This is a genomic window from Caballeronia sp. LZ043 (genome assembly GCF_031451075.1).
Classification (GTDB): Bacteria; Pseudomonadota; Gammaproteobacteria; order Burkholderiales; family Burkholderiaceae; genus Caballeronia.
Window position 1 is genome coordinate 1,074,306 of record NZ_JARUXT010000002.1, and the last position, 26,134, is coordinate 1,100,439.

28 protein-coding genes and 3 pseudogenes are annotated in these 26,134 nt (G+C 62.3%); 5 read left to right on the plus strand and 26 right to left on the minus strand.

Features of this window, described 5'->3' with window-relative positions; translation table 11 throughout:
• Positions 1–146 precede the first annotated feature (146 nt).
• The gene (locus QCE64_RS18495; protein WP_310005844.1) at positions 147–494 is read left to right on the plus strand and encodes a hypothetical protein; all 348 of its coding nucleotides are present in this window, start codon (positions 147–149) and stop codon (positions 492–494) included.
• On the opposite strand, the gene QCE64_RS18500 is transcribed toward QCE64_RS18495, so the two are convergent.
• Together QCE64_RS18500 and QCE64_RS18505 are read right to left on the minus strand one after the other, a co-directional pair.
• The gene (locus QCE64_RS18500) at positions 392–625 is read right to left on the minus strand and encodes a HipA domain-containing protein (protein ID WP_310005356.1); all 234 of its coding nucleotides are present in this window, start codon (positions 623–625) and stop codon (positions 392–394) included. The two genes, QCE64_RS18495 and QCE64_RS18500, sit on opposite strands and share 103 nt — an antisense overlap.
• A pseudogene (locus QCE64_RS18505) lies at positions 546–1,331 on the minus strand (type II toxin-antitoxin system HipA family toxin); the annotation flags it as partial. The pseudogene QCE64_RS18505 and the gene QCE64_RS18500, both read right to left, overlap by 80 nt.
• Before the next feature lie 69 nt (positions 1,332–1,400).
• Here QCE64_RS18505 and QCE64_RS37960 point away from each other — a divergent pair.
• Positions 1,401–1,478: a hypothetical protein gene (locus QCE64_RS37960; RefSeq protein ID WP_404987411.1), complete on the plus strand. Its 78-nt coding sequence runs from the start codon at positions 1,401–1,403 to the stop codon at positions 1,476–1,478.
• Positions 1,479–1,541: 63 nt separating this feature from the next.
• Here the strand turns inward: QCE64_RS37960 and QCE64_RS18515 are convergent, their stop codons facing one another.
• The 11 genes from QCE64_RS18515 to QCE64_RS18565 all read right to left on the minus strand — a co-directional run bounded on the left by QCE64_RS18515 (position 1,542) and on the right by QCE64_RS18565 (position 10,729).
• Positions 1,542–2,684, minus strand: coding sequence for a porin (locus tag QCE64_RS18515; protein WP_310005358.1), 1,143 nt, complete (start codon positions 2,682–2,684; stop codon positions 1,542–1,544).
• 165 nt (positions 2,685–2,849) lie between these two features.
• Positions 2,850–3,014 carry a rubredoxin gene (locus QCE64_RS18520; RefSeq protein WP_310005359.1) on the minus strand — a complete coding sequence of 55 codons (165 nt, stop codon included), beginning with the start codon at positions 3,012–3,014 and terminating at the stop codon, positions 2,850–2,852.
• A 33-nt stretch (positions 3,015–3,047) separates the two neighbouring features.
• Positions 3,048–3,869 (minus strand): alpha/beta fold hydrolase, encoded by an 822-nt coding sequence (locus QCE64_RS18525; protein ID WP_310005361.1) that lies wholly within the window; start codon positions 3,867–3,869, stop codon positions 3,048–3,050.
• A 23-nt stretch (positions 3,870–3,892) separates the two neighbouring features.
• Positions 3,893–4,288: a RidA family protein gene (locus tag QCE64_RS18530; RefSeq protein ID WP_310005363.1), complete on the minus strand. Its 396-nt coding sequence runs from the start codon at positions 4,286–4,288 to the stop codon at positions 3,893–3,895.
• A 10-nt stretch (positions 4,289–4,298) separates the two neighbouring features.
• Entirely contained in the window at positions 4,299–4,769 is a 471-nt protein-coding gene (locus QCE64_RS18535) for an aromatic-ring-hydroxylating dioxygenase subunit beta (RefSeq protein WP_310005365.1), read from the minus strand.
• Positions 4,756–6,051, minus strand: coding sequence for a Rieske 2Fe-2S domain-containing protein (locus tag QCE64_RS18540; RefSeq protein ID WP_310005366.1), 1,296 nt, complete (start codon positions 6,049–6,051; stop codon positions 4,756–4,758). The genes QCE64_RS18535 and QCE64_RS18540 overlap by 14 nt, the downstream gene beginning before the upstream one ends.
• A gap of 1 nt (position 6,052) precedes the next feature.
• Entirely contained in the window at positions 6,053–7,417 is a 1,365-nt protein-coding gene (locus QCE64_RS18545; RefSeq protein WP_310005368.1) for an amidohydrolase family protein, read from the minus strand.
• A gap of 11 nt (positions 7,418–7,428) precedes the next feature.
• Positions 7,429–8,298 carry an alpha/beta hydrolase gene (locus tag QCE64_RS18550; protein WP_310005370.1) on the minus strand — a complete coding sequence of 290 codons (870 nt, stop codon included), beginning with the start codon at positions 8,296–8,298 and terminating at the stop codon, positions 7,429–7,431.
• The gene (locus tag QCE64_RS18555; protein WP_310005371.1) at positions 8,298–9,236 is read right to left on the minus strand and encodes an ABC transporter substrate-binding protein; all 939 of its coding nucleotides are present in this window, start codon (positions 9,234–9,236) and stop codon (positions 8,298–8,300) included. The genes QCE64_RS18550 and QCE64_RS18555 overlap by 1 nt, the downstream gene beginning before the upstream one ends.
• Before the next feature lie 24 nt (positions 9,237–9,260).
• Entirely contained in the window at positions 9,261–10,022 is a 762-nt protein-coding gene (locus tag QCE64_RS18560; RefSeq protein ID WP_310005374.1) for an ABC transporter permease, read from the minus strand.
• The gene (locus tag QCE64_RS18565; RefSeq protein WP_310005376.1) at positions 10,019–10,729 is read right to left on the minus strand and encodes an ABC transporter ATP-binding protein; all 711 of its coding nucleotides are present in this window, start codon (positions 10,727–10,729) and stop codon (positions 10,019–10,021) included. The genes QCE64_RS18560 and QCE64_RS18565 overlap by 4 nt, the downstream gene beginning before the upstream one ends.
• Before the next feature lie 380 nt (positions 10,730–11,109).
• Here QCE64_RS18565 and QCE64_RS18570 point away from each other — a divergent pair, with 380 nt between their 5' ends.
• Positions 11,110–11,757 carry a GntR family transcriptional regulator gene (locus tag QCE64_RS18570; protein ID WP_310005378.1) on the plus strand — a complete coding sequence of 216 codons (648 nt, stop codon included), beginning with the start codon at positions 11,110–11,112 and terminating at the stop codon, positions 11,755–11,757.
• Between the two features lie 44 nt (positions 11,758–11,801).
• Here QCE64_RS18570 and QCE64_RS18575 read toward each other — a convergent pair whose 3' ends face one another.
• The 5 genes and pseudogenes from QCE64_RS18575 to QCE64_RS18595 form a co-directional block, all read right to left on the minus strand.
• Positions 11,802–13,421: a gamma-glutamyltransferase family protein gene (locus tag QCE64_RS18575; protein WP_310005380.1), complete on the minus strand. Its 1,620-nt coding sequence runs from the start codon at positions 13,419–13,421 to the stop codon at positions 11,802–11,804.
• Between the two features lie 430 nt (positions 13,422–13,851).
• Positions 13,852–14,028, minus strand: a pseudogene (locus QCE64_RS18580) (ABC transporter substrate-binding protein); the annotation flags it as partial.
• A gap of 18 nt (positions 14,029–14,046) precedes the next feature.
• Positions 14,047–14,636, minus strand: a pseudogene (locus tag QCE64_RS18585) (ISNCY family transposase); the annotation flags it as partial.
• A 359-nt stretch (positions 14,637–14,995) separates the two neighbouring features.
• Positions 14,996–15,232 (minus strand): DUF6429 family protein, encoded by a 237-nt coding sequence (locus QCE64_RS18590; protein WP_310005382.1) that lies wholly within the window; start codon positions 15,230–15,232, stop codon positions 14,996–14,998.
• A 22-nt stretch (positions 15,233–15,254) separates the two neighbouring features.
• A complete protein-coding gene (locus QCE64_RS18595) occupies positions 15,255–15,437 on the minus strand; it encodes a hypothetical protein (protein ID WP_310005384.1) in 183 nt (60 codons plus the stop codon).
• A gap of 7 nt (positions 15,438–15,444) precedes the next feature.
• Between QCE64_RS18595 and QCE64_RS18600 the strand changes: the two genes are divergently transcribed.
• Entirely contained in the window at positions 15,445–15,588 is a 144-nt protein-coding gene (locus tag QCE64_RS18600; protein WP_310005386.1) for a hypothetical protein, read from the plus strand.
• On the opposite strand, the gene QCE64_RS18605 is transcribed toward QCE64_RS18600, so the two are convergent.
• The 5 genes from QCE64_RS18605 to QCE64_RS18625 all read right to left on the minus strand — a co-directional run bounded on the left by QCE64_RS18605 (position 15,578) and on the right by QCE64_RS18625 (position 19,967).
• Positions 15,578–17,185, minus strand: a complete 1,608-nt coding sequence (locus QCE64_RS18605) for a Tn3 family transposase (RefSeq protein ID WP_310005388.1) — start codon at positions 17,183–17,185, stop codon at positions 15,578–15,580. The genes QCE64_RS18600 and QCE64_RS18605 overlap by 11 nt on opposite strands.
• A complete protein-coding gene (locus tag QCE64_RS18610; protein WP_310005391.1) occupies positions 17,121–17,447 on the minus strand; it encodes a hypothetical protein in 327 nt (108 codons plus the stop codon). The genes QCE64_RS18605 and QCE64_RS18610 overlap by 65 nt, the downstream gene beginning before the upstream one ends.
• Before the next feature lie 787 nt (positions 17,448–18,234).
• Positions 18,235–18,966: an MFS transporter gene (locus tag QCE64_RS18615; protein WP_310005393.1), complete on the minus strand. Its 732-nt coding sequence runs from the start codon at positions 18,964–18,966 to the stop codon at positions 18,235–18,237.
• 12 nt (positions 18,967–18,978) lie between these two features.
• The gene (locus QCE64_RS18620; protein WP_310005820.1) at positions 18,979–19,674 is read right to left on the minus strand and encodes an MFS transporter; all 696 of its coding nucleotides are present in this window, start codon (positions 19,672–19,674) and stop codon (positions 18,979–18,981) included.
• Entirely contained in the window at positions 19,581–19,967 is a 387-nt protein-coding gene (locus QCE64_RS18625; protein WP_310005394.1) for a nuclear transport factor 2 family protein, read from the minus strand. Before QCE64_RS18625 ends, QCE64_RS18620 begins: the two co-directional genes overlap by 94 nt.
• Before the next feature lie 150 nt (positions 19,968–20,117).
• Between QCE64_RS18625 and QCE64_RS18630 the strand changes: the two genes are divergently transcribed.
• Positions 20,118–20,843, plus strand: a complete 726-nt coding sequence (locus QCE64_RS18630; protein ID WP_310005396.1) for a TetR/AcrR family transcriptional regulator — start codon at positions 20,118–20,120, stop codon at positions 20,841–20,843.
• A 263-nt stretch (positions 20,844–21,106) separates the two neighbouring features.
• Here the strand turns inward: QCE64_RS18630 and QCE64_RS18635 are convergent, their stop codons facing one another.
• The 3 genes from QCE64_RS18635 to ligD form a co-directional block, all read right to left on the minus strand.
• Positions 21,107–21,520, minus strand: a complete 414-nt coding sequence (locus QCE64_RS18635; RefSeq protein WP_310005398.1) for an NUDIX domain-containing protein — start codon at positions 21,518–21,520, stop codon at positions 21,107–21,109.
• Between the two features lie 763 nt (positions 21,521–22,283).
• Positions 22,284–22,544, minus strand: coding sequence for a hypothetical protein (locus QCE64_RS18640; RefSeq protein ID WP_310005400.1), 261 nt, complete (start codon positions 22,542–22,544; stop codon positions 22,284–22,286).
• Positions 22,545–23,331: 787 nt separating this feature from the next.
• Positions 23,332–25,842 (minus strand): DNA ligase D, encoded by a 2,511-nt coding sequence (ligD, locus tag QCE64_RS18645; protein WP_310005402.1) that lies wholly within the window; start codon positions 25,840–25,842, stop codon positions 23,332–23,334.
• Positions 25,843–26,134: the final 292 nt, after the last annotated feature.

A 26,134-nucleotide genomic window follows, 5' to 3' on the forward strand; every position in this document is an offset into this window, starting at 1 on the left:
TAATTCAGCGCCCACCTTCAGATCCGCGAGCTTCGCCAGCGCGTCGCGAGCGTGGGCCACCGTCTCTCCGTCATCGGATGCCTGAAACACCGTATCTGGACGCAGCGCGACAATCCGGCCGTCGTACTGGCCGTGAGCAGTGCTGGGTGGTACTGCTGCATTGGGCGCCTTCCATATGCTGCTTCCAGCTGCCGATCAACCAGAACGAACCGTTGGCACGCGTCAATGTCGCGGTCACTGACGCCCGCCTGCCTAAACGCCTCCGGCCAGCGCGACAACACCACCAGCATGTGCTCGACTTCGGCATTCGCCTCCGCGCTCGTAAGCATGAAGCGACCGGCGTGCGACAGGGCGTTTTCAATCGAGGGCTCGTGCGCCTGAGCGCCGACGATCAATTGCTGATAGCCGATGCCCTGAAGCTGAGGCTGCAGGTCGTAGGCAGGCGAGCGTTTCCACTTGCCGTGTCGTTCAAAAACGCGTGGTTCTTCTCATGATCGTCCGTGTTCTCCATCAACACGTTGAAGACCATGCGTCTGAAAAAGCTGGCGACTGTCTGCGCGAGGATCAGGTGAGAAGCGTCGGGCCACCTCCGCCACATCGCCATAGGCGACGTCTTCGATTTCATGACCTTCGGCGACGAGCAGCGTCTTCGCGCTCGCGAAGTGCCGCCGTACGCCGGAGGCTGCGCGGTCAAAGCGCTCGACCAGTAGCACGCTTTTGCCGCGTAGCGTCACCAGCTGCGAATCGGGCACTTCGATGCCGCAAGCTTGCGCAAGGCGCAGCGAAGCGTGCTCGACGGCGCCGACGTCGACCTCATCGCCGGCGGCGGGAAACTTTGCGATCCAGTACCGGCGATCGTTCTGAATGATTGCCTTGGGGCGCGCTCCGCCGACGCTTCGGCCAGGCTGGAGGAGTCGTCGCAACCGTTCGTCGATCGGTTCATGAACCTCAACCGCATGGGCGGCACTGACCAACGCTTCAAGATCGGCGGCATAGAACGCCTGATCCTTGGGCGTTTCATAGTTCTCGGCTGACCACGAGAAACCCAGCGCACCGATGCGGTCCTCGCCAGCGAGCGCTAGATAATCAATCGGCGATTTGCGTTGCGGTCGGAAGGCCGTATCGATCACGCGCCGTCCCCATCGGTCGGGGCCAGCGTCCTCAAAGATAGGATGTAGGTCGAGCCCTGTCTCCGGCTCAAAGGCACCCGCGCGCAGTGGCAAATCCGGCGACAACGGGAAGGCTCGCCGGTCACTCAGCCAGCGCTCAGCGTACGAAAACAAGCATCGTCGCCCGCCGATCAGATTGAGCGTCCCGCAGCGCCGGGGCACCAAGTCGCCAAGCGGGTAACGCTGACGGCCACCGGCGACTACGGCACCGGCAAGAATATCGCCCAGGCCGTGGTCTTCCGGGCGAGCGCGAATGCCGACTATATCACCGGCGCAACGCTGACCGTCGATGGCGGGGCGAACACCTGAGCAAGCTCATCCGCTGTGATACCGCACGACTTTGGGGGAATCACAGCGGCACTGCTGCATGCGTCAGAACACGTGCTTGATGCCAACGATCGCGAGCACCTGCGAGTTCTTGCCCGAGTTGATGTCGTAGGCGCCGACGACGGCCTGCGCAGCGCCCGCGCCGTTGCTGCCGCTGGCGTGGGTATAGCCGACGACCGCATAAAAGTCGGTGCGCTTGGAGATGACGTAGTCGCCTGACACGCCCACCTGGTGGTAGCGTGCCGAGGAGTCGCCGCTCGACTTCAGATAGTCGTAGCCAATCTCGAGGGACGTATCCGGGCGGATTTGCCAGAAGCCGTACACGCCGACGTCGTTGTACTTCTCGGTGACGGTGTAGGTGGAGGCGCTGTCGGGCTTGTATTCCGTGTGGCTGAAATAGCCGCCGAGCGTGACCGGGCCAACCACGTAATGCGCGCCGCCCCGCGCGATATCGATGCTGCGTGCGGACGCATACGCATTGTTGACCGCGCTGTAGGTGAGGCTGCTGACATCGGCAGTGCTCGTGCCGCGCGTGACGAACTGCGCGTTGCCATTGTCGATATGCAGATACCCGGCAGCGGCGAGGAACGGGCCGTAGCCATACGACGCCGCGCCCGCATAGGTCTGTCCCGAACCGGTCGCGCCCGCCACGCCGCCCAGCGCGTACATCGCTTCGATGTTCACGCCACCCCAGGTCGGACTCGCCCATTTGATGGTGTTGGAGAAACGCGTGTTCCAGTCGGCGGCGTCGACGTCGCCCGGCGTGGAGAAGTTGCTGCCGAGGTAGTAATCGCCTTGCACCGGCTGGACCAGATCCAGCAACGGATCGTACTGGCGGCCGAGGGTGAGCGTGCCGTATTTTGCATGCGAAAGACCAACATACGCCTGACGCCCGAACTCGCGTCCGCCCTGCGCGAGCGCGCCGCTGTTGATGTCGAAGCCGTTTTCGAGTCTGAAGATCGCCGAGAGCCCGCCGCCCAGATCCTCCGTGCCCTTCAGGCCCCAGCGCGAACCGTACAGGTTGCCGCTCGACATCAGCAGCTGGGTGCTGTGTCCGCCGCTGTTATGCACATACATCAGGCCTTCGTCGATCACCCCGTACAGCGTGACCGAGCTTTGTGCCCAGGCGGGCGCGCTGACGGCGGCGAACAACGCCAGGGCAGCGTTGCGGATCATTCTGTTCCCCATCTTCGTAACTCCAGTTGTCGTGTTGTGTATGCGAATGAAATCAGTGATGCAAAATAAAGAATGCAAAAATCCCCGCGAACGGCTGATCGCGTCGTACCACCTTTTCCACGCGGCGGACCGGTGTGACAGGTCCGCCGCACGCGCCCGCTTACGGGCGCATCAGAGTCAGAACTCGACCATTTCGAACTCGGCCTTGCCGACTCCGCAATCGGGACACAGCCAGTCGTCCGGCACGTCTTCCCAGCGCGTCCCCGGCGCGATACCGCTGTCCGGCCAGCCCTGGGCTTCGTCGTAGATCAGGCCGCATACCACGCAAAGCCACGTCTGCATCGTTTCCCCGTTTCGAATGAGTGCCTTGCGGCGTCAGGATTGAATCGACTGCAGGAAAGCCTGCAACGGCGGATCGAAGGCTGCGGGCCGCTCGAAGTAGGGCGCATGCGCCGCGTCCGGGATGAGGACCAGTTCCGGTCCGCCGAGCAGCGACTGGCAGGCCGTGCCCACCGCGAGCGGAACCGACTTGTCGAGTTCGCCCCAGACCAGGCGGATTTTCTCCGGCGGATAGAGCGCCGCGACCTGTTCCGCGACATAGTGATGCTCGATGCCGTCGACCAGATAATTGCCCACGCGCACGAAGCACTCGTTCGCGCCCGGCGAGTTGTTGATGCGCCATTCCTCGGTGACGAGCGCATCGGTGATCAGCGAGGGATCGGCGATCACGGCATTGAGCTTGCGCACGATCGCCTCGCGGCTGGTCGCCTTGACGCTCTGGCGGATGCCTTCGGCGCTCGCGGCATCGAGCGGGGCGATGCCGAGCGCGCCCACCAGCATCAGCCCCCCCACGCGCTGCGGCGCGAGCGTGGCCGCATAGGCGCTGATGTGGCCGCCGAGGGAGGTGCCGACGAGCACGGCCGAATCAAGCTCGAGCGCGTCCATCAGACCGAGCAGATAGCGGGCGAAGGCGGGCACGTCCGAAGGCGCGTCCGCGTGTTTCTGCGAGAGGCCATGGCCCGGCAGATCGAAGGTGATCGCGCGATAGCCCATTGCGCCGAAGCGTTCGACGGTGCCGCGCCAGCGGTCGCAACGCGCACCGAGGCCATGTACGAACACGACGGCGGGACCGCTGCCGGCTTCGATGACACGCGTCAATGCGCCGTCGATGGAAATTGGATATTGAATGCTAGACATGATGGTTTTTTGTATTCCCTGTTTCAGACCGCGCGTTGCGCGATGGCTTCGACTTCGAGACGGGCGCCGGGCACGGCGAGCTTCGAGACTTGGACGAGCGTGCTGGCCGGCCGGTGCGCGCCGAACCAGCGCTTGCGCACCGGATTGATGAGCGCGCGGTCGTTGATGTCGGTGAGATAGAGCGTGACCTTGAGAATGTCGGCGTAGCGTGCGCCCGCGGCGGCCAGCACGTCGTTCAGGCGCGCGAAGACGCGTTCGGCCTGCGCCTCCACGTCGCCGTCACCGGCGAGCGCGCCGTCGGCATCGAGCGCGAGAATGCCGGAGACATACACGGTGTTCCCGTGCACGACGGCGTCGCAGTAATGACTGATCGGCGCGCCGGCGCCCGGCACGTCGATTTCCTGGCGGATCGGTGTCATGGTGTCGTCCTCAGATGGGCGTGGCGAGCAGCGACACCACCGCGCCCGTATCCACGATGACGCGCTTGCTGATGAAGCGCAGTTCTCCGTTGATCTCGCCGATCAGATCGTCGTAGCGTCCGACACTGAACAGCGCGCTGCGGCCGGTCTGGTCGGTCTGGTAGAGTGCGAAGTTGGCGCCGAGCCGCCATTGCGCGCCCTCGGGCACGATGCGGATCTGCGAGACGATGTGGCGGTCCGTATGGATGTTGTAGATATTCGCCTTGCGCAACGACATGATGCGGTCGCTGATCATGTTGCGGTTCTCGCACAGCATCAGCGGCAGCGCGAAACCTTGCGACAGGTTCTCGCGCGAGATGATCTCGTAGCGCGCATGCTCGGCGAAGAGATCCACCCAGGCTTCGAGCTGGTCGTCGTCGATGAGCCGCGTATAGGTCTCCAAAAGCGCTTCGAGCGCTTCGTAACGTTCAGGCAGCGCCATGAGCCGCTTCTCCCGGGACGATGCCCATCAGTTCGCAGTAGTACATCCAGAAGCCGCGCATCGGGGATTCGGTGATCAGCGTGTCCGAATCGCCGACAGGGCCGCGCCCGCCGAATTCGACGAAGGCATGCTTGTCTTCGTCGGCGGCAATTGCGCGATGTACGATCTCGATCGCCTCGCCGTCTTCCATCGAGACGAGTCCTGCCGGTCCGACGAGATTCGACATGCGCAGGCGGTGATCGGTCATCGACTGGTCGTCGTCCTCGTAGCCGTAGAAGGTCCAGAAGATCTCGAACTCGTCGACGGATGTGGTGCGGATCTGCCGCACCGCGAGCGTATTGCCGATCTGCTGGAAGATGCAGTTCGGGAAGATCGACGCGATGGTCAGGTTGTAGTTGTCCGGAAACTCCTTGCGATACTGCAGCAGCGTGGCGTCGCGTAGGGCGATCTTGCTGGCGTCGCGCGGCGTCGAGTATTCCTGGTCGCTGTGATCGCGGCCCATCTCCTGCGCGGCCCACGACATGTTGTGGCGGCCGCGGCGGTCGAGCTTCGCGCCGCCGGTCTGGTTCAGGCGGGCAATGCCGAAGGTCACCTGGAACGCATGCAAAAGACCACCGTGATTCGGGTCGCGCAGGTTGTCGGTGTAGAGTTTCCAGTTGCCGCGGATGCGCTGGCGCTGATAGCCGAGCACCTTGATCGGCCGGTTGAAGAGGCGTTTCAGCTGCGCGACGAACGGGGTGTCGAGGAAATCCTCGAGCGGCTCGGTGGCGTCGGAGAACGTGCCGAAGATGACGCCGTTGAGCGTGGCAATGCGCATCGGCCGCAGACAATGCCGGCTCTTGTCGAAGTCCTCGGGCAGGCCGCCCTTGCCGTCGACGCCGCGCTGGAACGGCACGCCAATCAGCTTGCCTTCGAGGTTATAGCCCCAGTGGTGATAGCAGCACACGTGTGCCCGCGTATTGCCGTGCGTGGAGCGTTGCACGGTTGCGCCGCGATGCGCGCAGCGGTTGACGAACGCGTGGATCGTGCCGTCACGCGAGCGGTTGACGATGACCGGCACGTCGCCGACGGCAATCGTGCGGAAGTCGCCGCCATCCGGGATCTCGGCTTCGAGCGCGAGGTAGTTCCACACGGGGCCTTGGAAAATGCGCTTCTGCTCCAGCGCGAACACGTCGGGGTCGCGATACATGCCGTAGGGAATGCGCGTGCAATCCGCGGCGGGCCATGCATAGCGCAACGCGGGATTTGCGCCGGCCATCTCGATAGGATGAATTTCGATCATGTCAGTGTTGCTCCGGAACGAGTTCGAGCGATTGCGGCGTGATGCCGGCCACCACGGAGCGCGTGTAGCGGCGGGCCCACATGCCTTGCGAGTCCTCGGCAGGATGACGTCGCGCGGGCGGCGGCGGCGTGAGATCGACCGGCTTGCCGCCGAGCCAGACTTGTTTGATGCATTCAGGCTGCTGCAAGCAGCGAATGTCCTCGAGCGGGTTGGCCGAGAGCACCAGCAGGTCCGCCTTGCTGCCTGCCGCGAGCGTGCCGACGCGCTGCTCGCGCAGGAACTTCGCGGGTGCGGCGGTCGCACTGTGCAGCGCTTCGGCCGGCGTCATGCCGAGCAGTTCGACGCTGATCTCCAGTTCCTTCGCGGCCCATTCGCCGTACAGCGTGATGGCGAAGCCGCTCTCGGAGCCGTTCAGGATGGGCACGCCGGCGGCTTTCGCGGCGGCGATGCATTCGCGCGCGGCCTTCAGTTCCTTGCGCTGGATGTTCGGCCACCAGCCGTACGAGGGATCGTCGGGTTGCGCGTACTGGATGTTGTTGACCAGCATGAGCAGCGACGGGCTCAATGCGGTGCCGTCATCGAGCGCGGCGCGGATACCGTCCTCGCAGATACGCGAGCCGTGATAGATGATGTCGACGCCGGCGCGCGCGGAGTACAACGCGCCTTCGGTGCCGCGCGCATGCACGCCGACCTTGCGTCCGAGCCGATGCGCTTCGCGCACCATTGCCGTGATCTCGTCCTGATCGAAGGCCGCGTAGAGGCCGCGCTCGCGGTCGCCCATGATGCCGTCCATCGCAATCTTGATCATGTCGACGCCGTCCTTCGCCTGGCGTCGGATCGCCATGATCGCGTCCTCGCGCGACTTGACGAGCAGGCCGCTCGATACCGCCGGCGCGCCGATCCAGCTCGGATAGTAGTCGTAGAGGCCTTGATGCGAGGTCAGCGCCGGGCCCGCGGTCGTGATACGCGGGCCGCTGTACAGGCCGCATTCGATGGCATCGCGCGCGGCCGGCGTCACCATGCCGGAGCAGGCCGGATCGAGCAGCGTCGTGAAGCCAGCGCGCAGCATGTCCTGCGCGGCGCGCAGCGCGCGGATCGCGCGGTATTCAAGCGTCGCGTAGAGATCGACTTCCTCTTCCGAGGCGGCGCAGCCGTAGCTCAGGTGCGTATGCGCGTCGATCATGCCGGGCATCACAAAGCGTTCGCCGTGATCGATCACGACATCGTCATGACCGGGGCGCGGCGCCTCCGCCTTGGGTCCGCAATAGCGGATCGTGTCGCCGTCGAGCACGAGGGTCTGGCCGGACGACGCGCCGTCGCCCATGCCGGTGTACAGCGTGCCGCAGTGAATCCATGTCTTGGGCATAACTCAACTCTTCAGGTCTTCGGTTCTTCGGTTTTTTGAATGCGATGTACAAAAGCGTCGAGCGCGGCCAGCAGGTCCGTGGTGCGTTCCCAGGTGACGTTGTGGCCGCAGTCGCCGAAAATCGTGAGATCGGCGTCGGGGCGTCGCCGGATGAACGACAGCGCAATGTCGAGCGGGCACGCGCGGTCCGCGGTGCCGTGCACGACGAGTAGCGGACAGCGGATCGCATCGATCAGCGCCGGGTCGAGCGCCGCCGTGTTCAGCGCGACCGCGGCGTCCTCGGTCATCGACGCGAAGTACGCGCGGTACGACGGGTCGCGCGCGAACTCCGCATAGCGGGCCGCGACGCGTTCTTCGGCGGGCGGCCGCGCAGCGCCGGTCATCGGCTGCATGGCGGCGGCGAGTTGCGCGGCATCCGCCGGCGCCGACCAGAAACCGCGCAGTTCCGGCGTGACCACCGGATCGCACAGCGGCGATCCGATGGCCACCGCGCCCGCGATCCCCGGCAGACGCGCCGCCGCACGCAATGCGAGGGCGCCGCCCACCGAGTTGCCGATGAGCACCGCCGGTGCATCGAGCCGCATCGTGATGGCCTCGATCTGCGCGCTCCACAATTCGACGTCGAAGAACGGCGTTGCCTGCTTGCGGCCTGAGGCACCGAAGCCGATCAGATCGAGCAGATGCACTTCATGCGCGGCCGAAAGCGTGGCGAGCAGCGGCTCGAAATTCGCCGCGCCGACGGTGCCCGGTCCGATGCCATGCAAGAGGATCAGCGGCCGTCCCGCGCCGCGCGACCACGACACGGCGTCGATGCCCGCGACGCGATCCGTATGGCGGGTCCAGCCCTCCGGAAAACGCGGCGCCTGCGTGGAGGACGTCATTACTTGACCTCGATGCCGTAGTCGTCCACCGGCTTGAGCGCGCCGATCAGCTTGTTGTCCGCCATGTATTGCCCGTACGCCTGATAGCGCGGCTTGTTGAACTTGCCCGGCTCGGCGGCGAACAGCGGCACGGTGGTGTCCCAGGCGGTCTTGTTGAGCGTGTTGTCGAGATCGGCGTGATGCTTGATGAACAACTTCCAGGCTTCCTGCGGATGCGCCTTGATATACGCGGTGCCGGCGGACATCGCCTGCACGAACTTTTCGACCTTCGCGTCGTGTGCGTGGTCGCGGGTCGAGATGACGATCAGCTCGTCATACTTCGGAATGCCGTTGTCTTCCGGCTTGAAGACGACGGGCGTCGCGCCTTTTTCCTTGATCTCGGTGGTTTCAAAATTGCGGAACGCGCCGATCACGCCGTCCACGCGATGCGACAGCAGCGCGCTCACGAGCTGGAAGTTGACGTTGACGAGTTGCACGTCCGAGACATCCACGCCGCTGTGGCGCAGCATGTTCTGGATCGTGATGTCCTCGATGCCGCTCACGGAATAGCCAATCTTGCGGCCCTTGAAATCCTTCATCGACTTGATGGGGCCGCCTTCCAGCGCGGCGATGGTATTGAGCGGCGAATCGATCACGGTGGCGACGCGCTCGACCGGCAGGCCCTTGTCGGTCAGCAGATAGAGCTGCGGCTGGAAGCTGAGCGCGAGATCGGCCTGGCCGGCGGCCAGCAGGCGCGGCGGCATGCTGGGATCTGCGGGCGGCACGATCTCGACGTCGAGACCGCGTTTCTTGAACTCGCCGAGTTCCTGCGCAACGATGATCGGGCCATGATTCGGATTGACGAACCAGTCGAGCAATACCTTGACCTTTTCGTCGGCGAAAGCAGGGGCCGCCGTCGTCGCGATGAGCGCGACAGCACTGATGATTTTCTTGAGCATGATGAGCGTGAAGGGGTAGTGTGGTCAGTCGAGGCGGTTGGAATCGGGAACCCAGTAGAGCAGGCGGCGCAGCGCGATATCGACGATCTGATACAACGCGATCGCCATCAGCGCGAGGATGAACAGCGCGGCGAAACAGGTCTCGGTCTGCATGCGCGCGTTGGCGCTCAGCATGACGAAGCCGAGGCCCGAGGACGAGCCGACCCATTCGCCGATGATCGCGCCAATGGGCGCCACCGCCGCCGCCACGCGCAGGCCGGAGCCGAACGCGGGCAGCGCGGCCATCAGGCGCACGTGCAGCAGGGATGAAGCGGTGCTCGCGCTCATCGTCGAGGCGAGGTCGAGCCAGCCGGTGTCGGTGCGGCGCAGGCCGTCGAAGAAGGAGGCCGTGACCGGAAAGAAGATCACGAGCGTGGACATCACCACCTTCGACGCGATGCCGAAACCGAACCACAGCACCAGCAGCGGGGCCAGCGCGAACACCGGGATCGCCTGGCTCACGATCAGTACCGGCATCAGCCAGCGTTGCAGGCGCGGCGAGAACATCATCGCCAGCGCGGCGAGCGCGCCGAGCACGAGACCCGACGCAAGCCCCAGCAGGATCTCGCCGAGCGTGGTCAGCGTGTGTTCGCCGAGATAGGCGTGTTGCGTCCACAGCGCGTGCGCGACCGACATCGGCGTGGGCAGCATGTACGCCGGAATGCCGGTGAGCGTGACCAGATACCAGACGGCCAGCAGGCCGGCGAAGATCACCAGCGGGCGGCTCTTGTGCAGCATGTCGTTCATCGATGTTGCTCCGTCAGGAGGCGCATCAGATGACCCTGGCTGCGCAATACGTTGGGATCGTCGGGGGCGCGCGGCGGCGTGCCCTGAATGGTCTCGGGTGCGCCGAGCTGCGCGGGATGGCCGGACAGCACCTGCATGTAATGGCCGAGGCGGCAGGCTTCGAGCGGATCGTGCGTGATCAGCAGCGTGGTGCAGTCCACCAGCAGCTTCGCAGCGAGGTCCTGAACCTTGGCGCGCGTGATGGCGTCGAGGGCGGAGAAGGGCTCGTCCATCAGAACGATCGGACGGCGTTCATACAACGTGCGCGCAATCGCGGCGCGCTGGCGCATGCCGCCGGACAGCGTCGAGGGCAGGGCATCGGCACGCGGCAGGAGGCCGACCTGATCGAGCAGGTGATCGGCCCATGCTCGGTCGGCGGTTTCACGGCGCAGGCGCGCGCCGAGCGTCACGTTCTGGCGCACGGTCAGCCACGGATACAGCAGATCGTGCTGGCCCATGTAGGCGATGCGGCCATCGAGCGGCTTGCCGTCGCTGCCGAGCACGCGGCCTTCGGTCGGTCGCGCAAGCCCCGCGATGATCTTCACGAGACTGCTCTTGCCGACGCCGCTTGCGCCGAGCAGTGCGACGAATTCGCCGCTCTTGATTTCGAAGTTGAGATTCTCGAAGATCGTGCGCTTGCCGAAGCGAAGCGTCAGATTCGTTGCCACGATGCCGGGCGAGCTGGCGACGCGTGCCGCCGTGCGTGCTCCGGGTTCATCCGTTGGTACAGCCGTGAGCGTCATATCCATATGCGAGAGGTCACCAGGGACAAAAACACTGCCTAATTTTTAGGCTCTGTGTATACACGAATAATGCATCAACTATGCCATCGCTTAAATGCGGCCTTGCGGGCGATTTCACCGAGGTATTGGCGGGGCGCGCGGTGAATACCAGTGCAGATGGCACTCGTATGGAGAATTTCGAGCACGGTTTCTGTGCTTATGGTGGAGGTCGTTGGAGGTGCATGCGTCAAGATGCACGGCACTTAGCGTCTTACAGGTATACATGAGACAATGCCGCACGACATTTGAAACGGCAGCGAACCAACGTGGACAAACGCTTTCCGACGCTATCGAGCAAGATCCAAAGCCGGATCCTCGAGGAGATTCATGCAGGCGTGCTCCTGCCCGGCGCGCATCTGGAAGAGATTGAACTGGCGGCGCGCTATGAGGTATCGCGCACGCCGGTGCGAGAGGCCTTGCGCCAGCTGGAAGCCATTGGCGTCGTGAAGATCACGCCGCGCCGGGGCGCCATCGTCGCGGATCATTCCGCCGACAACACGCGGCGCGAGACACTGGAAGTGGTGGCCGATCTGGAAGCGTCCGCGGCCCGCTACGCGGCCACGCGCATGACCCCGGATGAACGCCGCGCGCTCATCGAACTGCGCGCGCGCATGAACCAGGTGGTGCGCGACGAGGACACGGTCGCGTTCGACAAACTCAACGCCGAGTTGCACAACCGCATTCACCGCTCGGCGCACAACGCGTTGCTGGCGGAGCAGATCGCCAGCATGCGGCTGCGGATCATCCCGTACACGCGGGCTTCGCACATGAGCGAGAAGACGCAGATCCAGGTGTCGCATCGCGAACACGAGATGCTGATTACCGCGCTGCTGCAAGGCGATGGAGAGATGGCCTATCACGCGATGCGCTTTCACGTGATCCAGACCGGCGTGCAGGACGAGGACCTCGACTGAACAAGGTAAGCGGCGCACCCTCGGGAAGGATGCGCCTTCAAGTGTTACCAGCCGATCGCCGCGCCGTCGCTGCGCGGATCGTGGCCGCCTTCGAAGCAGCCGTTCGGGTAGCGGAGGATCGCGCCCGCGTGACCCATCGTTTCGTCGTAGGGCAGCAGGACATCCACATCATGGCCGAGGCGGCGCAACGCGGCCACGGCGGCATCGCCGAAACGCGCTTCCAGCTTGAGCGACTCGCTTGCCTGTCCCCACGTGCGGCCGAGGAGCCAGCGCGGTGCGTCGATGGCTGTCTGCGGATTCCAGCCATATCGCGCGATGCGCGTGAACACGGCGCTCTGCGATTGCGGCTGGCCGTCGCCGCCCATGTTGCCGTAGACCATGACGCGGCCGTCGGAGAAACGCGCGAGCGCGGGATTCAGCGTGTGGAACGGACGCCGGCCCGGCATCAGCGGATTGAGCGAGGCGGCGTCGAGGGAAAAGCTGCACCCGCGGTTCTGCCAGTTCACGCCCGATCCCGGCAGGACCATGCCGCTGCCGAACTCGTGATAGATGCTCTGGATGAAGCTCACGGCGACGCCGTCGCCATCGACGACGCCAAGCCACACGGTATCCGCCGGACCGCGTCCGTTGCCCCAGGGCGCGGCCCGCTCGGACGAGATCTGCGCGGCAAGGGCATCGAGGCGCGCGGGATCGAGCAATGATTGCGGATCGACGTCCATGTGATCGGGATCGGTGATGTGCGCGTCGCGGATCCGGAAGGCGAGCTTGGTCGCCTCGACGCACGCATGCACATACTCCGGGCCGAGCGGATCCATGTCGTCGCGCAACACGCGGTCCAGCAGTCCGACGATCATCAGCGACACGAGACCTTGCGTCGGCGGCGGCATGTTGTAGACCGTGCCGAGTGAATGCGTGAGCGCGAGCGGCGTCACGAGGCGCGCACGATGGCGCTCGAAGTCTGCCAGCGCCAGCGGACTGCCGAGCGCGCCCAGTTCCTGCGCGAGCGTACGGGCGAGATCGCCGCGATAGAAATCATCGAGACCGTTGTGCACGAGCTGCGCGAGCGTCGCGGCCATGCGCGGCTGCGTGAAGCGATCGCCGGCGCGCGGCGGGGCGCCATCGTGCGCGGCGGGCATGAAGGTCTCGGCGAAGCCCGGCACGTCTTCCAGTTCGCTGCGTTTGGCGGCGACGCAGCGCGCCTGGCTGTCGGTGACGGGCACGCCATGGGTGGCGTAGGCGATGGCATCGTCGAGCAGGCGCGAGACCGGCAGGCGGCCGCCGAGCGTCTTCGCGGACCAGTCGAAGGCGGCCTGCCAGCCCGACACCGTGCCGGCCATCGTATTCGCCGCGAGCGCGCCGCGATGCGGAATGCGCTCGAGTCCGAGCGCCCGATATCGTTCGATGCTCGCGGCCGCGGCGGCGGACCCGCACGCCTCGATCCCGACGGGTTGCTCGCCCGGACGCGAGATCAGCCAGAAGCCATCCCCGCCGATCCCGTTCATGTGCGGATAGACCACCGCGATGGTGGCGGCGGCGGAAATCATCGCCTCGACCGCATTGCCGCCTTCGCGCAGCACGGCGAGGGCGCTTTGCGCCGCGAGGGAATGCGGCGCGACGGCCATGCCGCGTGTGCCGCGCGAGGGATTCGAGTGCTGGAAGGTCATGGGAGTGGGGCGGAATGAAGGAGGGCCGGGCGCGCGAAGTACGAGGCGCAATTGATGCATTGTCAGTGGCCGAATTTATCGCGTCCAATGAAACTGCTGCATCAGTGACGGAATCGACGCACCGCCCCTCCGTGAGAGTGGCCATTTGGGCGCGGACACGTTCGCGGACTTCGCGGAATCCATTCCGCTTTTTATCGGAATCAAAGGCTCAGGTTTCCGTCGCATCCGGCAATGTACATCCTGGCGGCGGACGCCTCCTCCAGCGACACCACACCGAACCCTCCGCTGTTGCACGGAAATGCGGAACCGGTCGTTCCGAAGAGAGGCTTCAAGCCATGGACGGACGACGGCAGCAGCCTTTCGATTCGGTGCGGAAAAAAGCAAGCAGGTGAACACAGGACGGGCCGGCGCCGGCCCGTCCCGAACGCCCTTACTTCTCGATCTGCTTATCCCAGCGCTGGTCCCACTGCGCGCGATTCGCGTTGATCGTGTCCCAGTCCACCACAGTCACCTTTTTCACGAGCGAGTTCAGGTCGCCAAGATCTTTCCCCATGTCCCGCGTCATGTTCGCGTGCGAGTTGGTGGGGATCTTCTTGCCGGCTTCGGCCACCTAGCGGACTTGCGTGGTCAATACCTCGTCAAGGTTTTCGTCGCCCCGCAAGGGGCGGTGCGCATCTAATGCGCGCCGCGCCGTTGGGCAAAACGCGCGTTGTAGTCGGCCTTGAAGCAGGGCGCATATGCATTGGCCTCGGCCAATGTGCTGATGCCGCGCAGGCGCAACTCTTTCACCAGCCGATCCTGCTAGGTCAGATGCGCTCGCTCCACGCGGCCCTTGGCCGGACTTGAATTGGCGCATAGCGTGTCGATATTGAGCTCGAACATGGCTCGGCCAGAGTGCGTCACGCTGCGTCCGGTCTGGTGGGCGACCACGCTGCGAAACACGCTGGCCTTATCGCTGTAGAACGCCATTGACTTGCCGTAACGCTCGAGATACGCGCGCGTCGCCTCGAAGTAGTTGAAGGTCGACTCGGTCGCAGAGAAGTACAACTGCATCAGCCGGCTGGTGGCATCGTCCACATACACCAGCAGCGTGCACTGCGGCGCGCGGTCCTCGAACCAGCGATGCGCGCAGCCATCGATCTGGATCAACTCGCCCAGACAGGCGCGGCGCGAGCGAGGCTTATACACCTTGGGCGGGCGTTGCCGGCGCGGAATCCGGGGTAATCGTCCTTCTCGTGCAAAATCTGGCGGTTTGTTTCTAAATTACGTTTAAACTCAAACGCTTGCTTGACTGTCGGTATAGTTGAATCTGGTCCTTTTGATGCAAAATCTGGCGTTCTCGCGACTCATCGCATCGCGTGTACGTATGTACCTCGCCGTATCTGGGTTCCCGGGTGCGCTTCCATCGACGAACATCACGCGATTAGCGGTCACGCCAGCGGCGTACGATCTCGAACTGCACGGCGCATCGAGGAGTTGCTTGTCGAAATTCCGTCTTTCGCAGGGCCGGAGCGGTACTGCGCGATCCGATTGTCGACGGGCACTGATGTTGATTACGTCGGTTTGGCCTCGGATTAGGGGCTTGGCGAGCGCCCAAAGTACTTTGCGAACAACCACTCCGCTTCCCGCGAGCCTTCGTCGGTCAGCCCCACCGATTTTGAGCGGTTGACCGGGTCGCGAATAAAGCCCTTCTCGTGCAAGCGGTTCAGCGCAGACGAGTCGAAGCTTTTCCGGGCGCGATTTCCGTCGCACAAATTCAGGTGGAGCAGCGCGAGCACCACCTCGTCAATGGCGTCAAGATTGATGTCCATCGTCCCTCCTCAAAGACCCATCTCACGATCCGGCCGTGCGTTGCCACGGCGCCGCATCCAGAAGCATCTCGCGGTAGCGGTCGATCGGAAAGCTCAGAGTCCCGCGGAAGTTTAAATGCGCGAAGTGCGCCGGTCCCAATCGCCGCAACCAGTCATCGTCAATCCCTTGCCCCTTCTTTTGCCAGGCGTCGAGGGTTGCCTGCATGCGGTGCGTGTTCCACGCAATCACCACGTTCGTTAGCAGCGTCAACGAGCCGGAAATCCGCGATCATTTCGTCGCGACGCCGTCCACGCTCTGGCGCGACCTTGCCGGTGTAGATCGCGCGCTGCAGCTGATGAACCGATTCACCGGTTGAGCAACGTGTGCATCTCACGACGAAATTCCGTGTTGCTGAAGTAGTCGCACAGAAACAGCGTACGTAGCAACCTACCGAGACGGTCGGCGGCCCGGAATACGGGGTCGCCCTGCGCTGCGCTGCCGAATCGCTGCAACGCGACAATAGCGCTCAGGCGTCCCGAGTAAATCGACGCGACGAGGCGAAGCAGTTCGTCCCAGCCCTCGCGAATCGCCTTGTGGGAGCTCTCGTAGGCAACGACCGCCGCCAGTTTGCTGGAAGCGGCAACGCCTCTCGGCAAATATAGCTTGCGTTCCGAGAGGTTGCGCAGACGCGGGCAGAGGTCGAAACCAAGCAGCTTTGACACCGTCATCCCCACGTTCGTATATCCATGCGTGTCTACAGAAAGCCGCAGCAGTCTGCCGTCATCACGGCTCTCGTTGTGACGCACTACGCCCTCGATCGCTACGCCTGCCTGGCGCTCGTTCAGTACGATCGGCTGGTTATAGACAATGCCGTGCTGGTCTAGCACGTGGGTGTACATGCCCACCGCATGGGTCCGTCGCCGCGGATCGACCCGGGCATAGAAGAGGTGCGGTGACGTATCCAGGCTCATTGAGTCGCTCGATGCCCGGCGCCCTGTACCCCAAAGTTCCGTAATGGCGTGAGTACGTTGAAATTCGACGACGCGCTCGTTGGCACGTGGCAGCCGACCTGGCATCTCGAGGGAGCGCATGGCCGTCGAAATGTGCGTTGGATCCAGTTGCGGGATCATTGCAGCGACGTTCTTTGCATCAACTTCCGTGCCGTGGGCGATCAGCGCGGCGTACAGCGCGATGAGTTCGTCCGCATTGCGCGCCTTGCGCGAAAGCAGCACTTCGCTGAAGGCTGTGTGGACGTCCATCTCGATGATCACGTCGGCGAACTGCGCAGTGCCAATTTCTTTGAATATCAGATCCCGCGTGCGTTTCGGTATGCCATCGGTCGGCAACGCTTCGATCGTCGTCAGATGCAGCGCGCCGTCGACGTCGATCGTTACGCGTCCTGCCTCGCGCGCTTCCTCCAGCGCTGCCAGACCAGCCTTCAAATGTTCCGTCAGCCGTTCGAGGAAAGGCTCAGCCGTTGCCGGCAAGCCAAGCGACGATAGGTACCGGTCTCGTTCCTTTTTCCACTGCACGGGTGGGATCAGCAACTGGTCACGCTCCCGGAACGATAAACTGTGGTTGATCCACACGGAACCGCGGCGAAGTCCCTTTCGCAGACCCGTGATTGCCGACGCTTCAAGCGCACGCAGTGCACGTGCCCGATGGTCGCCCTTGACTAGATCACGCCAGCCGACACTGACCGGCACGTCGCAGTCGGACGGCAATTCGGTGGTGCCGCTATCATATAGAGCGCCGATGAGATCGAGCTGCCGCAGGCTCGGTTCCGCATCCCGCCCGGCGAATTGCAACTCTCGCAACGGACCCAGCAAGTTGCGCATACGCAGATGATCGTCGGTAAGCGCTTCTCGCACGCTGGCTGCATGGCTCGTGGGTGGTTTGTCGGTGACATCACCAAGCAGCCCGGCAATCTCGGCGATGCGGTCTTCTGCCGGCCCGTTCGTGATCCTGAACAAGCACCTTGATCGCGACCAGCTTCTGCCTGTACTCGATTGCTGATCGTGCCTGTCGGACCGTGGTACGGTCGTAAGCCTGCCGCACAAGATCGGAGATTCGACGTCCCGTTTGATAGAGCAGCGCGTCAGTCAGATCGAGCAGGGTCACACGCAGGAAACAGATCAGCTCGATTGTGCGGGTCGACGCCTTGAGTTCGCGAACCTTTGCAGGACGGCGCGCCTGAATGCGTTGTGCATACGCACGCTGCTTTTCAATTGGCATAGAATCAAGCGCCCACTCATGTGCGCCGAGCTCCTTGAGGAAACGGACCTTCGCGAGGGTTTTCAGTGAGGGTCGAAGGACTGTGACGGGCAGGGGGTGTTTTTGGGCCGATACCAGACACCTGTTCTAGTACCCGGTGTTTGGCTGCGCACAGAGTCAACAGGCCGGCGCGGACGCCCGCCGGCAGAAGACGGTTGCTCAAAGCATTTGCACTTCATTGGAGCCTGCGCGGCTGGCAGCCGCAGGCTTTTTGTTCGACAAAGCGTGCGCGGCGTCGCCCCCGCTTAGATTGGTCATCGCGAGCCCGCTGGGTGTAATTCCTGCAGCCATGCTGGCGCGTGGAGACGTCGGTTGACAGAACGGCGCGATCGATGACCGGCGGCGGCGCTGCTTGTGCGATGTGGTTGTCGCGATCGTTGCTCGTGCCTGAACCGACGCAGACATGTGTGGTGCGTAAATTGGTGCGGCTGCCGCCTGACGCGCGCCATTGGGCTCGTGATGCGCCTAGGGGATCGGAGAGCGGCTGCGAGCGTCGACTCGTCGGTGGGACAACAACCGGCCAGTTCGGCCGGTTTGCTCGGTCGCAAGCGCGCCATTCCTTTCACTCCTCGCTGGCCGTTTGACTGGCCCATTTTAGCAAGCCGAGGAAAAACAACAGATTCATCCAGTCGGTTCTGTTCTAGACCTGTCGTGCTCTTCAAACAAGACATCCCTGCTTGGAGCGGTAAACCGCGCACCTCTCGGCACGCGAGCGTCTGCTCAACTCGCGAGTGATGGCAGGTTGGATTCATCGGGGCGCGCCCCTTGCAGCGGCATGAATGCTCGATCTTGCAGCGACGATAGACAGGACGGCGGACACGGTCAGACTACCGCCGACGCACATCATTGCGACGACCAGTGCCTTGGCCAGGGTCAACGAATCTGGTGAAGTCCCCGCGACACTGAAGAAGACACCGCCGATGACCGCCACACCCAGCGACGCACTGATTTGCAACGCCGAATTGGTGATGCCCGCAATCATCCCGGAGCCTGTGACCGGTGCGCGATTGATGACTGAACGCACCAGCGTAGGCAGCGCCCAGCCTTGACCGAAACCGAGAAGTGCCACCGCCCCGATCAGGGGAAACTGAGCCGGCATCTGCCCGGGCTCACGAGCCACGAGGGCGGTGAGGAGCGTGCAGCCGGCGACCTCCAACATCATGCCGATGGCGGGGACGCGGTCGCCGAAGAGGCGAATGGCCAAAGGCGTCGTCAGCGGCCCGATGAAGGCGCCCACTCCGAACGGCAGGAAGACCAGACCTGTTTCGAACGGGCTCATCCCAAGCGCTGCTTGGAGATAGACGGAGAACGTCAGGAAGAAAGCAGAGACGACGTAGAAGAAGAGGACCCCCGTAAGGCCGCTCATCAGGCCCGGCCGTCGAATCAACTCCATGCTGATCAGCGGCACGCCTCCTCGGCGAGCATAGGCCACCTCGTATTTGCAGAAGGCTGCTCCGGCAACAGGGCAGGCGATCAGCATTGCGCAGGCCCATCACGGCCAATCCAACTCCCGCCCTTCGACCAGAGGCACGATGAGCAAGCCCAGCGTGAGCGCGCAGAGTAGCACCCCGATACGGTCTACAGGTGCCGGGCTGTCGCCTCGGACGTCGGGGAGCAACGGCAGCCCGAAGATCAGCACGGCGGCGACGACCGGCAAGTTAATGAGAAAGATGACGCGCCACGCCAGGTGAAAGATGTCCGCGGAGATCAGCGCACCCCCGAGCGCCTGCGCGGCTACGGCAGCCAGTCCCACCGCGGCGCCGTAGAGGCCCAAAGCACGCGCGCGCTCCTTCTCCGGGAACAGGGCATGAATGGAGGCCAGTCCTTGCGGCGCCATGGCTGCGGCGCTCAGACCCTGCAGCACCCGCCCGAGAATCAGTATGGCGGGTGACGATGCAAGGCCGCAGATCACTGATGTCAGTCCAAAGCCCGTAACGCCGATCAGGAAGATCCTTCGCCGGCCGAACAGGTCGCCTAGCCGACCTCCTGTGATAAGGAAGACCGCGTAGGCCGCGGCATATCCGGAAATGACGAGTTGCAGCTCTGCAGCGCTCGTGTGGAGTGTACTTTGGACGGTGCCCCACGGTGACGCTCTCAGCCGGCGCGCGTGAGCGGCTGCATCGGCATGACTGGCCGGGGTTGGCCGCTCACTTGGAGCGGGCCCTGATCGACATCGTAGAAAAGACAGTCCGCCGCTACCAAACCGTGGCCGTTGTCACCGTCCACCGTAACCAGGGCATTCGCCATCCAGTGATGCATGTGAGGCATGCGTTTCATGTTGATGCGTGCCTGCGCCAGAATGGCCTCCAGGCCCTCGGAATTGCCGTTCGCGCCCAGCAGCAATCGCGATTCAGGATGCCAGAGAGTCGCCAACAGCTCGATGTTCATGGTGTCGAACGCCTCGGCGTAGTTAGAGATTAGCGCATCGATGGCAAAGCGGCTTTCGATGGCGTCAAGACGTGCTTCGAGTTCCTTGGACATAGTTTTACGTATCAATTGGTACATAAATGACTAAAAAAATGCGGGGTTCGTGTGGGACCCCGCGTCCTAAGCTTGATTTGAATACCGAGTGGTACAAATATAAAGCGATGTAGAAGACTGTGTCAACGTACTCTTGAATGACCTGCTGCCATGAGCGGCAAGCTGAAGGCCAAGACTTGCTCAAAGATTGTGTATCGACTAGTATCTATATCTTTGCTTACGGAGATGATGATGGTTCAGCGGGGTCGGCCACGAACGTTCGACCGCGATGCGGCGATCGTTTCGGCGATGCACCTGTTCTGGGAACATGGCTACGAATCGACGTCTTTGTCGCAGCTGAAGGCGGCGATCGGCGGGGGCATCTCCGCACCTAGTTTCTATGCGGCCTTTGAGTCCAAGGAGGCGCTGTATAAGGAGGCGTTGGAGCGCTACATGGATATTTATGGCAAGGTGACCCGCAGTCTCCATGACACGTCGCTACCGCCACGGGAGGGTGTGTTCCTGGCGCTGCTCCGGTCGGCACGGATGCAGACCGAGAGTGGCCACCCGAAGGGCTGTATGGTCGCGCTGGGCGTGGTCGGCGTGAGTTCTATCGGCAGCGAAGCCGTCACCCAGTTGCTTCGCGAGGTACGCGGTCGCACGCGCGCCGGCTTTCGCGCTTGCGTATCGCGCGGCATGAAGAGCGGGGAACTTCGCGGCAGCACGGACCTGGCGTCACTGGCCATCGCATTCGACTGCTTTTTCCAGGGACTGTCTGTGCTTGCCCGTGATCGCGTCCGGCAGGCGGTCATGGAGAAGGCGGTGACCGACGCGATGGGGATGTGGGATGCCGCAGTGGATCAGCCGATGCCTGGGGAGGTCCGCAAAAACCACTAAGTGCAATCTCGTTCTGATCACGGGCAGACGTGAAGCGCATTGCAGAGCTTCCGCAATGACACCTACTGTGTCAAGGGTGTGACATGCTCGATCAAGGGTCTGCGGAATTACGACGCGGACAGTGGAACCGGTAACGTCAAGCCAGCCGGGCCGGTCGAAACGTTACGATAACTGGCGGGGAGCAGACGGTCCACTTCAAGGACGCCTTTGCAACTGAGGTAGCTTCTGAACCAGCATGCCTGCTTGTGACGAATGCGTGCCGCCTAAACGGCGGTGGAGTCGATGGCCTCACGCATCGACGTCCAAGTCCCACTCCTTTTCTGCTTCAGGAAAATAGCTGCAATCCCCTTGGTGGGAATGCTCGCTTCGAGATGAACAAGTTCATCGAGGCGCATCCACTGACAACGTGCGATCTCATTCGACGCGATGGCGTCATCGTGAACAGCGACTCGAGCAATGAAGACAAAGTGACGCGTGCGCAATCCGAGAAACTGGAAGGCATAACGAACACTGCTGATATCGAGTCCGGTTTCCTCTTTCAACTCCCGGCGCGCAGTATCTAGCAGATCTTCTTCTCGCTTCTGCCTGCCGCCAGGGAATGCCCATCGCCCTCCTTCGCGAGCAACTAGAAGGACAAGCCCATCGCGTTCGCATATGACCGTTGCTCGACGCTTCATGTGGGACTCCATTCGGATTGCCCTGCATCGGGCGGACTCTTTGGCGTCGGACAACAAGCAATCGTTGTGCTTGCTCATGTCCCGTTTTAAGTTGAACGACTCGCAGGGCGTCGTGTATAGAATCACGAAGTCCACCGGTTGGCGGAACAAGTTATGAGGAAATGGAATAAGCCACCAGCCAGTAATGCCACGATTTGAATTTCCACGGTTCGTGACGAAACTTCGATCGGCATCTTGTTCAAGATGCTGTTCGTTTCCCGTCGCGACGAGCGTGAGGCCGTCGCAACACCGTACTGCGTGCTGGCGCTTGGGGTGTCGTAAGGCATGGCCGAGCTTCGCAGTCTTTGCTGCGAGTGTGTTTGCGCTACTGAAGCCGGACGGACCGTCTCGTGTTTCGCGCGATCAGCTATAGAATGACGCAGGCACCATCAGGAGGTCTTCTGCAGGAAATCGCGCAGGCACCGAAAGCTCCTTACTTGTCGGCATGGCACAAGCCCAAGGTTGCAAGTCGAGCCGCCTGAGGGCGATGCCCTAGCTGCGACCCGCACCGGTCCTCAAAACGCAGAAGAGAGGTCGATCGCTGACTCTTGCATGATACGTAGGGCTGCGCTGGATCGACCTCACGCGAATCGCGTTCGTGTGCGGGGAGTGCGGTGCACTATCCGGGGAGCGGGCTGCGGTCTTAATTACGTCCGGGCATCGGGCGCAGGGTACCGCGATCCGGTCAGGTGACGTCATGCACCTCGCATTGCACCCGGCGCGCTCAGTGAGACTCCGGTGCGGGCCCTGACTGTGCCCGGGCCTTTAATTGGAAAGGGGGCAACGGCAGATCGTCGCCGTCGATAAACGCAGTGGCGCAGCGGACGGCGAAACTCAATGCGCCATCCCGGTTCAAGAAGACACCCAATGCGCCAAGAGAGGTTGCATGACCATCTTCTTCGAGGATGGATGCCGTTGCGACGAACGTGCTGCCGACGGGGGTAGCGGCGGGTTGAAATGCAGCTCCACGATGGTAAATGATCATTTTGGCCTCGTTGAATCGATCGAAATGGGTCCGCCGCGTCGGCGAGGACGAACGTAAGCACCGTAGATGCTGACGGTCGCTCAAATCGGCAAGTGGCGGTTCGACAAACGATGAGCGTCTTGTGTGATGCCGCGGGTAGTCCTTTGGGGCCCAGTGGTGTTGATAATGGCCATGCCGTAGGCGAACGCAAAGCACACAAGCCCGGTGGAGCGGGCAAACTTGCTCAGCACGCCACGGCCACGTTGCGCGCCGTTCGGTATGCGAGCTCCGAAAGGGCGGTTGCGCTCAAAAGGCGTCCCTTATACGCGTTAGTATTGGTTTCATCTCAGATCTAAGACTCCGCTGTCCCGCGGTGCTTTTTTTAGCACCGCGCATTCTGATGATTGCCCGTTCTTCTCCCGGTGCTGCGTAAAAACGTGGGAAAGGGTTCGCACCGAGCGATAGCGTCATTCCGCAGGGTGGTAGGGCAAAGACTCGACAGCGGAAGTAGAATATCTGGCGCTCCGGCTCCTATGTCAGGAGATTTGCAGTTACTTACTTTTCCGAAATATCTCCTTAAAACTGAGGATTGACGCGCGGGTGAAGCCGCCGGCAAGGTCTTACACGGGCAAACGAGCGGTGCTTTGGCCTTGGATGCATCGGCTATGATGGGTAGCTGCGACACATTGCGCGACCATGGGCAGCAAAAGCTGGAGTTAAGGTTGTTGGCGCCAAGTTACGTCTAGCGATAGGGGTTGGCTTCTTCTCCTGAGCTAGCGAGTACGAACGGACCACGCGCACGGACCGCCTAGGGGAGTCGACGCATTGCCTCAGTCAGCAGTTGCCCACTCGTCCAGAATTCTCCCCACGGGTCTGTGGATTCGAAACTCAGATACTCACGGGCGGTCTGAACGTTCCAATGGGCGCCGGTCTTAAGGTCACCGAGTTGCTCCCAACTCACTGGCATAGACACGCCCATGCCTGGCCGAGCGCGCGCCGAGAAGGCCACCGCAGTCGTCTGTGCTTTGCCGTTTCGCAGGTAGTCGACATAGACCTTGCCCACTCGGTTCGCCGGGCCAGAGACCGCCGAGAAGCGTTCCGGAATCGTTTTGGCAAGGTGTCGGACGAACGACTGGGAGAAGGCCTTAACCGTCATGTAGTTCAACTTCGGCATAAGCGGCACAACGACGTGCAGTCCCTTGCCGCCACTTGTCTTAAGCCACGCCTTCAAGTCCAGCTCTGACAGCAATGCTCGAACGAGCTGCGCAGCTTCTTGCACGTGCGTCCACTTCACGCCTTCGCCAGGGTCAAGGTCGAAGATGACCCGGTCGGGCCTGTCGAGTCGAGAAACCACTGAGTTCCATGTATGGAATTCGATGGAGTTCATCTGAGCTGCAGCCACTAAAGCGTCCGGTGTATCAACGGTCAACAATGGTGGATGACCTGGCCATAAATTGCGGTCGTGAGCTGCCAGCCCGGGCATCGCCGTGCGCTCCGCGTGTTTCTGAAAGAAAAGTTGACCGGCCACTCCATCTGGCGCGCGGACGAGCGCAACCGGACGGTCTTTCAAATGAGGCAGCATCCACTCAGCGACGCTTGCGTAGTAGCGAACTAAGTCCGCCTTCGTGATACCGGTTGATGCGTCGACCACTCTCTCGGGATGGGAAATCTTGAGCTCGGGAGGCGGCTTCGGTAGCTCGGTTTTCCCTCCCTCTCGTACGACGCTGCTCGCAGGCTTATCGAGTCGCAGCCCCCTGAACGACGCTTGCCGAACAACGCCCTCGGCAGTCCATTCTGCGAATTCGACCTCTGCGATCAACGTCGGCTTCACCCACACCTCGCTGCCCGCGGCTCGGCGAGACCAACGCCCTGGCTTTCTGACCGGGGTGTCGAATGGAGGAGCATCGACCCGAAGCGGCTCCAGCTGCCGCCAGAGATCTCGCGCGGTTCTTGCGCTCCATCCCGTGCCGACACTTCCCGCGTCGATTAGCTTCTTGCCCGCGAAGTAGCCGAGTAGCAGGCTACCTACCTCTCCGGCGTTGCCGCCCCGTCCGGTCATGCCGCAGATGATCAGTTCCTGGCGCAAGCGCGCCTTCGCTTTCAGCCATGTCTCTGTTCGGCCTGCCTCGTATGGCGCGTTACGCCTCTTGAGCAGCAGGCCCTCAAGGCCCAGTCCGGCAGCTGCTTCAAAGACCTGCGCGGGAGGTGCGTCGAAGCTCTGACTGAACATCAGATGCTCGCCGCTCTCTTGGAGAATCTTCGATAGTCGTGCACGCCGCGACCACAGCGGAACCTTCCTGATGTCTTGTCCATCGAGATACATCAGGTCGAACAAGAAGAAGAGAATTTCCTCGCTGTTTGCGCCGGAAATCGCGTCTTGAAGCGCCGAGAAGTTCGGGATACCGTCTTTTAATACAACTATTTCACCATCCAGCCATGCGCTGGTTACCGGCAGGTTCCGTAGCTCGACTTGGAGCTTGGAAAATCTCGCGGTCCAGTCGTGACCATTGCGCGTAAAGAGCTTTACTCGCTTACCGTCAATACGGGCAAGCAGCCGATATCCGTCTAGCTTAGTCTCCGTCACCCAGTCGCCCGACTCGGGCAATGCGCTTGTAAGGGTCGCAAGCTGTGGCTCAAGCTTTGCGGGTAGCGGTGCAGACACGGCCGCCGAAAGGTCCGCATCACCGTCTTTCGACCGAACCCGACGTGATGAGCCCTGCTCACGCTCCTCAACTAGACCGAGCGGCTTCGCAATGACGCTGTCAGGCAGCGCTTTGATGACGTCGTACTTCGAAATTGCACGTGCCCATTCATCCCGCTTCTTAAAAAGCATCCACTGGTCTTGTTTGTCGTCGGGCTTTGATATGCGTACAAGTTCCCATAAACCGGCTAGCTTCTGACCGTGCAAGCTGAAAACGAGCTTGCCGGCCGTCATCGCTTTGGTGACATCGCCGACAGGTTCCCACGTCCCGTTGTCCCACATGATTACAGTGCCTGCACCATATTGCTTCGCGGGAATGGTGCCTTCGAAATTGGCATAGTCGACGGGATGGTCCTCGACGTGAACGGCCATTTGCTTCTTGCTTGGGTCGTAACATGGACCCTTCGGCACTGCCCAAGACAGAAGTACACCGTCATGCTCAAGGCGGAAATCGTAATGCAGACGACTTGCCCAATGCTTCTGAATAACGAAGCGCAGCCCACCTGCGTCGGCACTTTGGCCAGTCGTCGTTGCGGAGGGCTCAGTTGTGACACTGAAGTCCCGCTTTCTTCGATAGCGGGTCAGTGGTGGAGATTTCGCCTCTCGCGATGAGACCATAATGGTGGCGCAGGAAAGTATAAATCAGGCTCGGAGTGCATTCGGCTGCTCGTCTCAGGCGGCATGGCGTGCCCAGCTGACGTTGACGTGCGTTGAATTTCACTCATGATTGCCATCTGTGTCGGCGCAAGTCTCCGTTAGCTAGCAGACGGGTCGCTGAAAGGGTGTCTTCGAGGAACCCGACGATGGGAGCTATAGCCTTTCTAGTTGAGTTGCACGCTCCTGTGTGATCGCTTTACGAAGGGCAGATTGGAGTGTAAGCAAGTGCCGTGCCTTGGCGCTCGCCGAACGA